This is a genomic window from Acinetobacter sp. CY73, assembly GCF_059515865.1.
Genome location: NZ_JCAKMZ010000003.1, coordinates 70,225 through 84,407 on the forward strand (window position 1 = coordinate 70,225; position 14,183 = coordinate 84,407).

Consider the following 14,183-nt stretch of genomic DNA (forward strand, 5'->3'; position numbering starts at 1 on the left):
CCCCATAAATTGGGGCTTTTTACAATGAAGTTTAAGCAATCAACTCACTTTAAAGCGTTTAATTGCTGGGCTTTTTTCTGATCCAATTTCTTAAGTACTTCTGAAACTGCCACCATGGCAAAACTCGAAGTCACAACGACAGCCGAACCATAACCACCACAGCGCAATCCTGCACTTGGGCAAACCTCAGCACTTGAGAATGGATTATCAATCGAGTACACGCAGGTAATACCAAATTTCTCTTTTGGCTTTTTACAAATACCTTTGCTACGGAGTTGAGTCCGTAACTTGGCTAACATTGGGTCTTGTTCGGTTTTAGATAAGTCAGCCACACGGATTTTTAACGGATCAAGCTTGCCACCTGCGCCACCCGAGACAATCAAAGGAATTTTGTTAAAGCGACAATGCAACATTAGAGCAAATTTGGCTTTCACATCATCGATACAATCCAGAATCAAATCAGGTGTACTCGCTAGAATGTCTGGGATATTTTCAGGTGTTAAATAATCATCGATCAAATTGATTTTAATTCTAGGGTTAATGGCGCGACAACGCTCAGCCATCACTTCAATTTTTTCATGACCGAGGGTTGTCGTCATTGCAGGTAATTGACGATTAATATTTGACGCAGCAACCACATCCATATCGACCAATGTCAACTCACCAAGCCCTGTACGCGCTAAAGCTTCAACCGCCCAAGAACCAACCCCACCAATCCCGATGACCATGACATGACTTTGCTCATAATGATTGAAGCTTTGTTCTCCATAAATTTTCGCAACACCTGCAAAACGGCGTTCATATTCATCATCTTGGAGAATTTCAGTCATAGCTCAAATCAATCTTAAAAGTACAAATTACATTTTAACAAATTCACCTGTGAAAATGTATTTTCAGCCGAATGATTGTCGCTGAACGACATTATCTAAAAAGCTAGATAAAAAAAAGCCCCACTGCTTTTGGTGTGAGGCCTGGAGAACTGAGTATTTTTTGGTATCTAATGTTTGGTCTGTAATGGCACATGAAATAGAGTGATTAGAATTAGATTACATTCTGACATTAACATATGTCAGTTTGATTAAACATTCAAGCAAACATAACACTTTGAAACGAAGCTACCGATCATTTGCTTAATCTAACAACATTTTCAAAATTAAATTTATCCTGTTTTAAACGTTTAAGCTTAAATTTTTAATCTAGGATTTTAAATGTAACGCCTCCATAGAATTCATCCATACTGTATTGGCGATTTGCTCACGATCACCACCGAATACGTCAACAAGTCCATCTAAAACGAAGGGTAAATTGACAGGTGTGTTCCGTGTCCGATGTTGATTCGAAAGCTGACAACATAGTGGCGTCATGTCGGGACAGTCTGTTTCTAAGACCAAATGCTCAATACCAAGCTCCTGTACGACTGTGTGGAGCTTTTTGGCTTGAGGATTGGTAATTTGTCCTGTAATCCCCAACTTAAAACCCAATTTGATCAATGCTTTTGCCTCTTCCACACCCCCGCTAAACGCATGTGCGATACCACCTTGCTTAAATTGATGTTTTTTAAGCATCGCTAAAGTTTCTGCATGGGACTTACGGATATGTAGCAATATGGGTTTATCAAAATGTTGCGCCATCTCTATTTGTCTTGAAAAATAAAGCTTTTGCTTCTCGAAAATTTCAGCTTGCTTATGCTGCTTTAAAAAAGTATCCAAGCCAATTTCACCAATAGCAACACAATCATGCTCACTCAATATCTTCTCTAATTCATCCAAATGTTGAGTTTGATGCTGCTCGATATAAAAAGGATGAAGCCCTGGTGCTAAATAGCTTCGTGGTGCATTAGGTAATTGATTCAGTTGGTGATGCGTCTGAATTAAAATATCAAAACGCTCTCGTAGAAAACCAATTAAGACAAGCGCCTGCACCCCTGCCTGTTTTGCTTTGAGTGCTAATTCTGCGCGATCAGCATCAAAATCCGATACATCAAAATGTGTATGTGTATCAAACAAAGGAACAGGGGTCAAAGAACTCATGAGATCTCTTTCGTACTCTACTTTATTGAGGTTTATGTCTTAGACGACTGAGTAACCACGGCATCTGAACTTGCCTGTTGCTCTTTAAACGCTTCAGGTAAATATTGCGGTTTCAAAATACCTTTGAGCTGTTCATAGGGAATCGTTAACCGCGGTAAACCCACCACATAAGGACCAATTTCATATTCTTGATATTGTAAAATTAAGCCTTGCTTGCCCAAATAGTAGTTTTGACTCAGCTCAAATTTCCAAGCTTGTTCATAGTCTTGAACATTTTCAGCCAATTTATTGTCTATCACCCATGTTTTAAATTGGTCATGTGCCAATTGTTTCAGATCAACCCGTTTATTGGCTTCAATCAATTGATCGAGTTCAATGATTTTTTTCTCTTTTAAATCATAATTATAGTAGTGCTGCGCTGAAGAACCATGCGCACCACCCAAATAATGACTTGAGTTGATCACCACAGTTGCCAACGGCTCTTGAGAGTTTAAAATTTTAGGGCTTACACTAAATGTAATTTCATGATTTACACCGAGCTTTTTCAGCTCATCATCCAATTTTAAAAAATTATTAACGTAAGGCTGTATCTGCTGTGCCAAAGCCTGAGTAGCAGTAGCTTGTTGATCCACTTCACTGGCAGACGTTTCAGTATTTGCATCAGACGCAGTAATTACATCCTGCGATGCCTTTTCATCTTTTGCATCGACTTCAATCGTTGATTGAAGAATTTTCACGATTGCCTGATCAATGATTTTGTCTAACTCAGGTTGATTTGTACTTAATCGATCAAGACGGATTTCAGGGCAACCATTGCCACGACAGGGTTCAAGTACCACTGGAATCGTCTGCGTTGAACCAATGAGTCTAAGTTGCTCAACAACAGGCTCTGATACTTCACCTTGATCAATCGGCGCTTTTGCATCTTGATCTTTATCAACGGGCTGACAAGCACTCATCAGTGCCATTAAGCTGATCACGGGCATTAAAGCTAGTTTATTAATTTTTAACATCTCTTGATCCCAATCAGGAAATCGCTTTTATCTAAAATCCTAGCCTAGCGCTGTCACTTAGCATGCTCAAGCTTCATTTGTATAGGTTTAGATACCTTGAGTTTAAATTTAACCGCTTAGTTCTTACAGAATATGACAGTCGCTATCATTATAAAATTTAAAACATTTTTTCAATGACTTCTGGGCGTAACACCTGTGACGTTTGTTCTTTGGTGAGATAAATATCTAACTGAGTCCCATCTTTAACAATTTCATTGGCGCGATAATGTAGCCCGATGCCTTCACCATCAAAAAACCAGTCGCTTTGTCCCCAATACAATTTTTTAGGCGCTGCTTTCTGGGTGTCAGAACTTTGATCTGCTTTCCATTCAGTATATTTTACTTGAATCATTTCATTTAAAGCATTTTGCTGATTGTTTTGAATCACATCCAACAAACTTAACTTCTTTTTTAATTTTCGATCAGCGACAAAGAAATAACCACGGTCTTTGACCGTCATACTTTGTTGCTTGGTATTCACAATCACTTGTAGTAATACATATTGGTTGCGCTGTGAGGCGATTCGCGTATTCAAATGCAATTCATAAGCCTGATTTGTTGCAAACTCAGCCTGCCAAGCATCTGATTTTTTGACATAGGCATCGATTGCTTGTTGCAATGACATCGCTTGTTTTAAACCTATTTGATCCTGAATCACACGTGATTGGCTTTCAGCAATCCATTGATTCATCCATGCATCTTGAGTTTGAATCGTTTGAATATCCATCTCAATACAATTTTTCTTCTCACAAAAAGGCAAAGCATATTTTGCGGGTTGTTCTTGAATATTTAAAAAAGGAAGAATCTCTGCTTGTTGTTCCTTTTTCAATTCGATATTCGATTGCTCATCATTTGATTCTTTATTTTTAGCATCACAAGCCACCAGACTCGAAATACAGAAGCTGAATAAACATGCCTTGAAAAATGTAGGTATAAATGTTGAGTTATTGAGTTCCATTTTCACAGCATACATTCCTTGAATTCACCTAAATGATCATAAGCTATTTTGAAATAAAAACAGCTTCCTGAAGAAGCTGTTTTTTATCACTATACGTATTTAAACTGTATTAATGTTCACGTGTTGCACGGAAATTAATATCAGGATAACGCTCTTGCATCAACTGCAAATTCACACGACTTGGAGCAAGATAAGTCAAATGCCCACCACCATCTAAAGACAGTTGATCATGTGCTTTTTTCTTAAATTCGTTGAACTTTTTCTCATCATCACAAGAAACCCAACGAACTGTATTGATGCTGATTGGCTCGTAAACACAATCCACTTTGTATTCTTCTTTAAGACGGTATGCAACCACTTCAAACTGAAGCACACCCACAGCACCAACAATTAAGTCATTACTGTTTTGTGGCATAAACACTTGCGTTGCACCTTCTTCAGAAAGCTCTTTCAGACCTTTTTGAAGCTGTTTAGATTTCAATGGATCTTTTAAACGAACGCGACGGAACATTTCAGGTGCAAAGTGAGGAATACCCGTAAATTGAAGTTTTTCACCTGAAGTAAAGGTATCACCAATCTGAATCGTACCGTGGTTATGCAAACCAATGATATCACCCGGCCACGCTTCTTCTAAGTGCTGACGGTCGCCTGCAAGGAATGTTAAGGCATCACTGATACGTACATCTTTATCTAGACGTACATGCTTCATTTTCAAGCCTTTCTCATAGCGACCTGAACAAATACGCATGAATGCAATACGGTCACGATGTTTTGGATCCATATTGGCTTGAATTTTAAAGACAAAGCCTGTGAAACCCTCTTCAGTTGCTTCAACTTTACGCGCTTCAGTAGGATGTGCTTTCGGCTCAGGTGCATATAAGCTAAATGCATCCAGCACATGATCAACACCGAAGTTACCCAGAGCTGTACCAAATAACACAGGCGTTTGACGACCCGCTAGAAACTCTTCCGTGTTTAATGGCTCATTTGCCATTTCAACTAACTCTAGTGATTCTTCAAATGCCGCCCAAGCCAAGTCACCTACTTTTTCTCGTAGATCTGGATAGTCATAACCATCACGAACCTCAATATCTGTAATGGTTGACCCAAAGCCCGCTTGATACACATAGAATTTCTTTTCAATGATGTTATAAACACCAGCGAAATCACGGCCAGTCCCTAAAGGCCAAGTCAACGGAACGCATTTGATCTTGAGGACGTTTTCGATTTCATCAAGCAACTCTAATGGCTCACGAATCTCACGGTCCATTTTGTTGACGAACGAAATGATCGGTGTGTCGCGCATACGACACACTTCCATTAATTTAATCGTACGATCTTCGACACCTTTTGCACCATCAATCACCATTAATGCTGAGTCTACAGCTGTTAATGTACGATAGGTGTCTTCTGAGAAATCTTCATGTCCCGGTGTATCTAGAAGGTTAATCATTTTGTCTTTAAATGGAAATTGCATCACCGACGTGGTAATCGAGATACCACGTTCTTTTTCCATTTCCATCCAGTCAGATGTCGCTGCACGATCAGACTTACGGCTTTTCACCATACCTGCAACCTGAATCGCTTGCCCCCACAACAGTAATTTTTCTGTCATGGTGGTCTTACCCGCATCGGGGTGGGAAATGATAGCGAACGTACGTCTTTGAGCGACTTGTGCCGCTAATTCATCTTTAAAGCTCATGTTAATACCTGCCGCAGAAGAGCAGCTTCAAGATCAAGTGCTGATCAAATTTAAAATTTGGCAGTATTGTAGCAGATTTATCGCTATTGTTTTCTGATCGTGATATGCAAAATGTGATACTGAACAGTGAAAATCAATTGCTTAAAAACTTTAAGTGAAATGCTTATTGAGGAGGGAGCTGAACGCATTTCTTGGATATGAATCTAAATGCTTGAGTAGAAAATATATTCAAAAAAATAAAAATTTTAAATTCAAGATTTATTTGCATCGACTATTTGAATTAAAAGGCATCCACTCTAAATCAAACATTTTTAAAAGTGGTTTCTAATCGGTCTACAGGCAATGGCATCCCGAGTAAATAACCTTGGAATTGCTGGCAACCTAAAGCTTTAAGAATATCTGCTTGTTGCTGTGTTTCCACGCCTTCTGCAGTAACCACTAAACCCAAACGATTCGCCAATTCAATAATACTACGAAGAATAATCTCATCTTTTGAACCCACTGATAAATTACGAATAAATTCACGGTCAATTTTCAACTCATCAACCGGTAGATCTTTCAAATACAAGAAACTTGAATGTCCTGTTCCAAAGTCATCAATCGCCAAAGAAATACCCAAATTACGCAAATTTTCAAAAGTACGAATACTCATATCAATATGGTGCATTGCTGTAGATTCAGTGATTTCAATAATTAAATCACTTGGATCAACGTTATATTTCGCAATCAAATTGGCTAAAGTATCAATCAGCTGTTTATGCTCAAATTGAACTGCAGATAAGTTGACCGCAATAGGTGCAAATGCACGTCCTTGCGCCGTCCAAATTTGTAATTGCTTACATGCCTGCTCAAGTGCCCAATAGCCCATTTTGATAATGAGACCTGTTTGTTCAGCACCCTCGATAAACATATTTGGCGCGAGCAATCCTAGACTTGGATGCTTCCAACGTATCAATGCCTCTACGCCACAAACTTCTAGATCTGCGTTAAATTTTGGTTGATAGAATAATACAAATTGTTGTTCTTCTACGGCCTTGTAAAGATCATTGATGAGCTTCGATTGACTGCGTGCAATTTCTTGTTGGTCAAGCGAATAATTAAAAACACTAAATGTGTTACGCCCTTGCTCCTTCGATTGAAGCATAGCCGCATCTGCATTGATCAACAGGTCATGTAAATTTGTGCCATGATCAGGATAATAAACAACGCCTAAACTTGCAGATACATTGATTTCTTTACCTGCAACATTAAAACCATCTTGAATATTCTGTAAAATTATTTCTGCAACAGCTTCAGTACGGTCAGGTTTAAAGTTTTCAATCACCAATAAAAATTCATCGCCACCAAGCCGTATTAGTTTTTGATCGGGCTCTAATAGCGCGTGCAGCCGCTGAGAAAGCTTCACCAACAACTCATCACCAATATGATGTCCAAAAGCATCATTCACTGCTTTAAATCGATCTAAATCAATATAGATAAATGCGATTTTTTTATTTGAAAATTTATGCAGGGAAAATAGCGAAGTGGTGTAATCAATTAAAAATAACCGATTGGGAAGTTTGGTGAGATTATCTTGTAAAGCTAAATTTTCCAGTTCTTGATTGACTCTTAAGAGCTGTAAATTTCGGTCTTCTAATCTTAATTCCAAAATAGCGACTGCAAAAGACGCAACAAGTATCAAGCAAGTAATCGCAATAATCACAAAGAGTGTTAATTCCGAACCTTCCTGCATCGCCATCGCATGCATACTTTCTTGAATCGTATGAAAGCTCGCTGCTGCCATGCCTGTATAGTGCATCCCAACAATACTAATGGCTAATAATGCTGCGACTGTTAATTTTAAGATAAAACCATTTGCATTAATTTGTTTTATTTTAAAAAATAACCAAAATGTCAAACCTGTACCACAAATCGCAATCAGAACAGAAAGTATGACTAACATGGAGTTGTAATGGATGATATACCCTGGAATAAGTAACCCAACCATCCCAGTATAGTGCATCCCAGATATACCAATCCCCATTACAAAAGAGCCCAGTACCAACCGGCTTAGAGGTAAGGTTTCACGGCTTGTAAGCCAAACTGCAAAAATAGAGGCTGCAGCGCCAATAATATAGGATAAGAAAGTAACACTTGGAGAAAAACTGTAGCCTTCGGGCAAATGACAAGCCAGCATGCCAACAAAATGCATGACCCAAATCGCAAAGCCTAGAATCAATCCACTGAAAAATATAAGTGTTTTTTTTCGAGATGAGTTGGAATTTGAAAATATGAGCTGCTGTAATGAAATAGCAACATAACAGGTAATGACTGCCGCTACGACAGAACCTGTTACAAGTGCATAATTATAACTCATATGAATCATATAAAAACTATTCCATTCCTGAACCTAATTATTCTTCTATTTAAACCCCAAAAATACAGCCTATAAATGTAAGAAGGTTCAACTTTTAATGAGCGTTTATCGCTTACAACAATATCACCATCTCATTGAAGGTCAAGTTCTTTTTATCTGGGAATATAAAAAAATGGCATATAAAAATACGCCATTTTTTAACTAAACTAAAGATTAAATTTAGTTATTTTTTCAAGTGATTCAAGTCCAATAAGACGTTTGCAGCTTCTATGACGAATGTTTCCTCTTCAGGAAGCGCAGGTCTTTGATTTGCCTTAATTTTAGATCTTGACTCAACCAAAGCATCCATTGAAGCTTGATAACTTTCCCAGTTTGGATAAGGTTTTTTTCCTGTTTCCGTTCGTCGTTTATTTTCAGCATCTAAGGTTTTTTGTTCAAGCGCGTTAAGTTCAGCTTTGCGTTTGTCTATATCTAGAACAATTTTCTTTTGTTCTTTCGCCGCTTGAGCGATCGTTTTTCGCGCTTCTAAGTATTGAAACTGTGCATCAGCAGCAACACGTTGTTTAGATTTCTCACTTAATGCTGGAATATGACTTTCGATTTCACCTTCACGTTTAAATGGCGTGGTTGCAATCGTGTCCCATTCCAATGCATTTTTTGCCTTACGCTCACCAAATTCTTCATCGTAGATATCGACAAGTTTGATGTCTGGAATCACCCCTTTATTTTGCGTACTGCCCCCCGTGACGCGATAGAACTTACGTTGGGTAAGCGTTGCTTGACCATGGGCCAAAGTATCCAGCTGAACCTGCGCAGTTCCTTTACCTGTCGTGGTACTACCAATCACAACGCCACGACCATAGTCCTGAATGGCAGCAGAATAAATCTCACTGGCAGATGCAGATGCCAGATTGATCATGACTGCGAGAGGACCCGCATAGGTCTGCTTACCCCCATCGGTATCCTCAAAGACGCTGACATTACCATTGCCATCACGAATCTGTACGACCGGCCCAGACTTAATGACTTGTCCTAGCATTTTGGCAACTTCTTCGAGTGAGCCACCCGGGTTGTTACGCAAGTCAATCAAAATGCCTTCAACATTTTTAGTGGCTAATGCCTGTAAGGCTTTATTGGTATCTTCAGAGACAGAACGATAATCCGCCCCTGCTCTACGTGCACGATAGTTCAAATAGAACGATGGGATTTCAACCACACCAAAAACATGCTTCTTACCATCACGGCTAATCTCCACAGTCCGTGAACGAACACCTGCATCTTCTTCTTGAATCACATCTCGAACAATAGTCACTGATCGTGCTTGGCTCATGGCAGCGCCCGCACCAAGTAACTTCACGGTGACCTTGGTGCCACGTTTACCGCGAATAAGCCCTACAATCTCTGAACTTGGCCAGCCGATCACATCGACCATCTTCTCGCCATCTTGAGCAACACCAATGATGCGATCACCTGACTTCACTTGTCCGGTTTTACTTGCTGGACCGCCATCAACGATGGTTTCAATCTTGGTATAATCTTCATTACCACGATCTGGACGGATGGATACACCAATTCCCTCTAACTGTAAAGTCGTTTGACGGTTCAATTCCATCGCATCCACAGGCGGGAAATAGTTACTATGAGGATCATATGTCGCCAACATGGCATTTAATGTTTTATCTAGAACATCGTCACTTTTAATACGTGCCATACGTTCCAATTGACGTGTATAACGCTTAGTTAAAGTTTCAACGGGGGTTAAATCTTCTGATGCTGTTAAGTCCTGTCCATCCGCAAGTGTTGGGTCATCTTTTAACGCTTGCTGTTTCGCTGCTTCTTCTTCTTTAGTGATCGTCAAGTTGATCAATTGAGATACCAGCATTTTACGCCATTGCGTTTCTTGATCTGCACGCTGGGTAAAATACGGCGCTTTCTCGCGGTCAGTCTCAATATATACATCTGCTTGCTTTAAGTTCTGTGGCTTTTTCAACTCAGCCAACATGAATTCATAAAATTGTTTAAGTCGCAGACGATATTGCTCATGAATGGCATAAGGACCAGACAAATCACCTGCTTTTAAAGCTGCTCCAAAGGTTGAGCCATATTTCTTTTTATATTGACTCACTTCATTCGCGAGAAATAAGCTGTGATCTGGATCTAGACTATCCAAATACATATCTAAAATACGATTCGATGTATTGGCATCAAGGCGCATATTTAAATAATGCTGACGATCAACTAAGGTTGCTAGCTGACGTGAAACTAAGGCTTGCTCTCTAGATGGCTGGATACTTTGAGCTGTCGACGTTACTGGGTCACTCGCAGCAATCGCATCATTCATCGCATGAGTAAAAAATAAACCACCTGTTGCAATCGCAACTGCACAAGCTAATGTTTGTAGTTTCATAAATACTTTGTGTTTCCTTGGATTAACCAATTTCATTACTGTTATTTTGATATGAATGCTTGATATTCAAAATCTTAAACAATTTTTTATGTCTCTGCCGTGTATTTTTATCATAATCTCTAATGAGAAAATGTAGCAAATCATTGCAGAATTCGGGTATTGTTTTCTCTTTTAAAAATACAACGACGGACTCTACGATGATTGGCGCATTGATGCTCGATATTGCGGGCACAGAACTAAATCAAGAAGATATTGAACTCTTAAAAGCGCCGCAAGTCGGTGGCATGATTCTATTTAGCAGAAATATCGAATCACCTCAACAAGTTCGCGCACTTACCGATCATATGCGTCAAGTTCGACCAGATATTTTAATTGCGGTTGACCAAGAAGGTGGTCGAGTTCAACGTCTAAAAAATGGTTTCACTTTACTTCCAGCAATGGGTAAGTTTGGAGAACTTTACTTAAAAGATGCTGAAAAAGCTATTGATCTTGCTGAGAAATGTGGTTGGCTGATGGCAACTGAAGTTCTTGCGGTTGGTATTGATTTTAGCTTTGCACCTGTTTTAGATATTAATGATGTCAGTGATGTAATCGGCGACCGTGCTTTTGCTCAAAATGTGCAGGATATTATTCCTCTTGCAAGTGCCTTTATGCATGGCATGAAGCGTGCTGGTATGGCAAATACAGGGAAACATTTCCCTGGTCATGGTTCAGTAAAAGCAGATTCTCATGTAGCAGCGGCAATTGATCAGCGTAGCTATGAAGAAATTTATCAAAATGACATGCAAAGTTTCATTCAACTCAAACCACAACTGGATGCACTCATGCCTGCGCATGTCATCTATGAAAATGTCGATCCTAACCCTGCTGGATTCTCACCATTTTGGATTCAAGAAATCCTACGTCAAGAACTCCAATATGATGGCGTGCTCTTTTCAGATGACCTCACCATGCAAGCTGCATGTGTTGCTGGTGGCGCAGATGCACGAATTTTGGCTGCATTAAATGCAGGCTGTGATATGGGCTTGGTCTGTAATCAACGAGAAGCCGCATGCTTAGCACTCGATGCCATTACCGACTTAGCTCTCCCAAATCAAGAGCGATTAGAGCGCATGCGCGGTCGCATCCCTCAGATCAGCATAGGTGAACAACTTGATTTAGGTGATGAATGGCAAGCGGTCAAAAAGACCATTGAAGCATTTAAAAGCTCAATCTAAGAATGAAAGGAACATCAACGATGTTCCTTTTTCTTTATTGGACAAACATGATAAAAATAAGATAACGAGAATAAAGCATCATATAACAAGGATAACTATGTCTAACTCCAAGTCTAATTCAAAATCTAATCCAACGTCTAAATCCAACTTATCCAAACATCGACATATTTCATTTACCGCACATTACACAGGTTATATCTGGTATCAAATGGGGATTTCACACCCTGCTCTTGCGACAGCCAAAGGTAAATCTTTAGCCATGATTGCTAATCCAGTGGAAACGCTTGCGGAGAAATATATTGGTGGAAGTATGCGTACCACTTTAAAAACACGCCATACTTTACTGGATGAACATCTCACTCAACTCATCGAAAAACATCCAGACCTTCAAGTTCTAGAAATCGCAGCGGGACTATCTCCACGCGGTTGGTGGTTTAGACAACGTTATCCTCAAATTGATTATCGCGAACTCGACTTGCCTGACATGGCTGCGACCAAACAAGTTGCCTTAGCACAAATAAATACGCTTAGCCCAGAAATGCTGTCTGCTGACTTGTTTACTGAAGATTTTCAAAATGCGTTTACCGTTTTTGACCCTCAACGACCATTAGTGATCATCAGTGAGGGTTTGATCAACTATTTTGACAAAGCATTATTACAACAACTACTTGAATCAATCGTGAAATATGGCTCATCTTTTAAAACTTTGCATTATTTAACGGATATTTATCCAGAACCTGTTAAAAACAAACTGGCTAAGGTGATTTGGTCAAGTAGCAAACTATTAAAATTAATGTCTCGAAGTGCGTTTAGCTTTCATTTTATCGATCCTATTGAAGTAAGATCTTTTTTTCAAAATGCAGGATTTACTCAAGTCAATGTAGTTCAACCCACAGCCTATTTTCAGCAAGAAAATAACCATTCTGATCAAGCTGAATCAAGTAAACACTTAGGTGATTTAGTTTGGATGATCCATGCACAGGTGACTAAATAAAGCGCCATTTACACAATAAACTATAGCATAGAGTAAACATTTGCTCATTGATCAAGAAAAGAAAGGGCTTCATTTCAATCAAATGAAGCCCTTAATTGTTTTAGATCTATAAAATAGATTAAAAATGCTCATCAATATGACTTTTCTGGTGATTGATAAATTTAAGTAATCGATCCGCCACCTCGAAATAACCGTGCTTAAATAAAGCACGAACACCCTGATCAGTCGCCTCAAAGATCAAGCATTCGACCTTGAATTCACCCTGTTCATCTTCCAGATGCAGTGCCAAATCACGAGCATGCTGATTGATATAATCAATTTCAGATACAGGTGCATTGAACAACACACCAAAATAGTTAAGATCAACGATCTCCACATTAAGCACCTTTTCTGAAAGGCGATGTGATAAACACGTTTTAGGATGAGATACCTTGATACGCTCTTCGCCACGGCGTTCCAAGCTCAGCATTTGCTGACGGTTGAGTGGAATAATTCCTTCAATACCTTGAATTGATTGCTCTTTTAAAAATGCAGTAAACAAATTCATGGTTTCCTTGCGACGTTGCAGTTGAGGTACATGATCCGCATTGGCAATCATGGCAAACTCAACATCGGGACATTGCAAAGCGAAGTTGGCATTTTCATAGGGCAAAGTAAAACTATCAAACTGACCACAAGCAACTAATGTTTTACAGCTTGGAATCGGGACGTTGTCTAGTCTCAATAAACGATGACAGTTAATTTCATAGCGCTCTTGCTCAGTATCGCTAAACTCAGCCATTTGCTTAAAGAATAATCGTTTTGCTGTAGGTGACATCCGCGTTCGATCCAGCTTGGCATGATTGACCAAATACAAAATCACCGCTTGTCCAAACTCATCCATACGCTGTTCTTTCATCAGCATTAAGGATTCTTCTAAAAGCATGCGCCAGCTTTTACGGGTCTTTTGCATCACGCCCATGAGGATCATACGATCCATGAGCTCTGGACGCTGTGCGGCAAAGCAGGATGCAACCACAGAGCCTAAGGACATTCCCATGACCGATACTTTAGAAATCTCAACAATATCAAGCCAAGTACCCAGCATCGTTGAAAGTTGTGAAATTTCTAAACTTCCTGCAGAAATGCCTGTATCACGATTATGAATTTGCTGATTTGAACCCAACGAAGGTAAATCAATTAAGATCACTGGTCCTTTTTCAAAAAGCTGTTCCACACAATATTTATAAGAACTAAAGGTTTGAAATGCACCACCCACAATCACAATCGGGGTGTTATGCATTGTTGCAGGATCGGCGATCGCCATATACTCAACTTTCCAACCATCGATCCAAGTGATCCGTGGCGGTTGTTTGAAACTATTTTTATTGTATATATCGAAAAAATTAAACCCTGATGTATTCGGGTACATTTCCGAGTCCATTTGTATAACGGAATTCATTTCCCTATCTCCATTTGGCCTTATAG

The 14,183-nt window shown here is 39.4% G+C and carries 10 protein-coding genes; 2 read left to right on the forward strand and 8 right to left on the reverse strand.

The genetic code is table 11. The features are described 5' to 3' along the window. Positions 1-44: 44 nt before the first annotated feature. The 7 genes from AC5YD2_RS02930 to AC5YD2_RS02960 all read right to left on the reverse strand — a co-directional run bounded on the left by AC5YD2_RS02930 (position 45) and on the right by AC5YD2_RS02960 (position 10,505). Positions 45-830, reverse strand: a complete 786-nt coding sequence (locus AC5YD2_RS02930) for a tRNA threonylcarbamoyladenosine dehydratase (RefSeq protein ID WP_496124876.1) — start codon at positions 828-830, stop codon at positions 45-47. A gap of 366 nt (positions 831-1,196) precedes the next feature. Then, complete coding sequence (locus AC5YD2_RS02935) at positions 1,197-2,030, reverse strand: TatD family hydrolase (protein ID WP_496124877.1); 834 nt, start codon at positions 2,028-2,030, stop codon at positions 1,197-1,199. Between the two features lie 32 nt (positions 2,031-2,062). Then, entirely contained in the window at positions 2,063-3,043 is a 981-nt protein-coding gene (locus AC5YD2_RS02940; RefSeq protein ID WP_496124878.1) for an RsiV family protein, read from the reverse strand. Between the two features lie 157 nt (positions 3,044-3,200). Then, entirely contained in the window at positions 3,201-4,055 is an 855-nt protein-coding gene (locus AC5YD2_RS02945; RefSeq protein ID WP_496124879.1) for a hypothetical protein, read from the reverse strand. 94 nt (positions 4,056-4,149) lie between these two features. Continuing rightward, positions 4,150-5,742 (reverse strand): peptide chain release factor 3, encoded by a 1,593-nt coding sequence (locus AC5YD2_RS02950; RefSeq protein WP_496124880.1) that lies wholly within the window; start codon positions 5,740-5,742, stop codon positions 4,150-4,152. A 301-nt stretch (positions 5,743-6,043) separates the two neighbouring features. After that, complete coding sequence (locus AC5YD2_RS02955; RefSeq protein ID WP_496124881.1) at positions 6,044-8,107, reverse strand: bifunctional diguanylate cyclase/phosphodiesterase; 2,064 nt, start codon at positions 8,105-8,107, stop codon at positions 6,044-6,046. 214 nt (positions 8,108-8,321) lie between these two features. After that, the gene (locus tag AC5YD2_RS02960; protein ID WP_496124882.1) at positions 8,322-10,505 is read right to left on the reverse strand and encodes a carboxy terminal-processing peptidase; all 2,184 of its coding nucleotides are present in this window, start codon (positions 10,503-10,505) and stop codon (positions 8,322-8,324) included. Between the two features lie 197 nt (positions 10,506-10,702). Here AC5YD2_RS02960 and nagZ point away from each other — a divergent pair, with 197 nt between their 5' ends. After that, complete coding sequence (gene nagZ, locus AC5YD2_RS02965; protein WP_496124883.1) at positions 10,703-11,722, forward strand: beta-N-acetylhexosaminidase; 1,020 nt, start codon at positions 10,703-10,705, stop codon at positions 11,720-11,722. 97 nt (positions 11,723-11,819) lie between these two features. Then, the gene (locus AC5YD2_RS02970; protein ID WP_496124884.1) at positions 11,820-12,716 is read left to right on the forward strand and encodes a class I SAM-dependent methyltransferase; all 897 of its coding nucleotides are present in this window, start codon (positions 11,820-11,822) and stop codon (positions 12,714-12,716) included. A gap of 118 nt (positions 12,717-12,834) precedes the next feature. On the opposite strand, the gene AC5YD2_RS02975 is transcribed toward AC5YD2_RS02970, so the two are convergent. Continuing rightward, positions 12,835-14,157 (reverse strand): alpha/beta fold hydrolase, encoded by a 1,323-nt coding sequence (locus AC5YD2_RS02975; RefSeq protein WP_496124885.1) that lies wholly within the window; start codon positions 14,155-14,157, stop codon positions 12,835-12,837. Between the last annotated feature and the right edge of the window lie 26 nt (positions 14,158-14,183).

Excerpts from the sequence above, each read along its gene's own strand:
- AC5YD2_RS02975 (WP_496124885.1), bottom strand. The coding sequence starts at position 14,157 with ATGAATTCCGTTATACAAATGGACTCGGAAATGTACCCGAATACATCA.
- nagZ (WP_496124883.1), top strand. The coding sequence starts at position 10,703 with ATGATTGGCGCATTGATGCTCGATATTGCGGGCACAGAACTAAATCAA.
- AC5YD2_RS02950 (WP_496124880.1), bottom strand. The coding sequence starts at position 5,742 with ATGAGCTTTAAAGATGAATTAGCGGCACAAGTCGCTCAAAGACGTACG.
- AC5YD2_RS02945 (WP_496124879.1), bottom strand. The coding sequence starts at position 4,055 with ATGTATGCTGTGAAAATGGAACTCAATAACTCAACATTTATACCTACA.
- AC5YD2_RS02940 (WP_496124878.1), bottom strand. The coding sequence starts at position 3,043 with ATGTTAAAAATTAATAAACTAGCTTTAATGCCCGTGATCAGCTTAATG.
- AC5YD2_RS02970 (WP_496124884.1), top strand. The coding sequence starts at position 11,820 with ATGTCTAACTCCAAGTCTAATTCAAAATCTAATCCAACGTCTAAATCC.
- AC5YD2_RS02960 (WP_496124882.1), bottom strand. The coding sequence starts at position 10,505 with ATGAAACTACAAACATTAGCTTGTGCAGTTGCGATTGCAACAGGTGGT.
- AC5YD2_RS02955 (WP_496124881.1), bottom strand. The coding sequence starts at position 8,107 with ATGATTCATATGAGTTATAATTATGCACTTGTAACAGGTTCTGTCGTA.
- AC5YD2_RS02930 (WP_496124876.1), bottom strand. The coding sequence starts at position 830 with ATGACTGAAATTCTCCAAGATGATGAATATGAACGCCGTTTTGCAGGT.
- AC5YD2_RS02935 (WP_496124877.1), bottom strand. The coding sequence starts at position 2,030 with ATGAGTTCTTTGACCCCTGTTCCTTTGTTTGATACACATACACATTTT.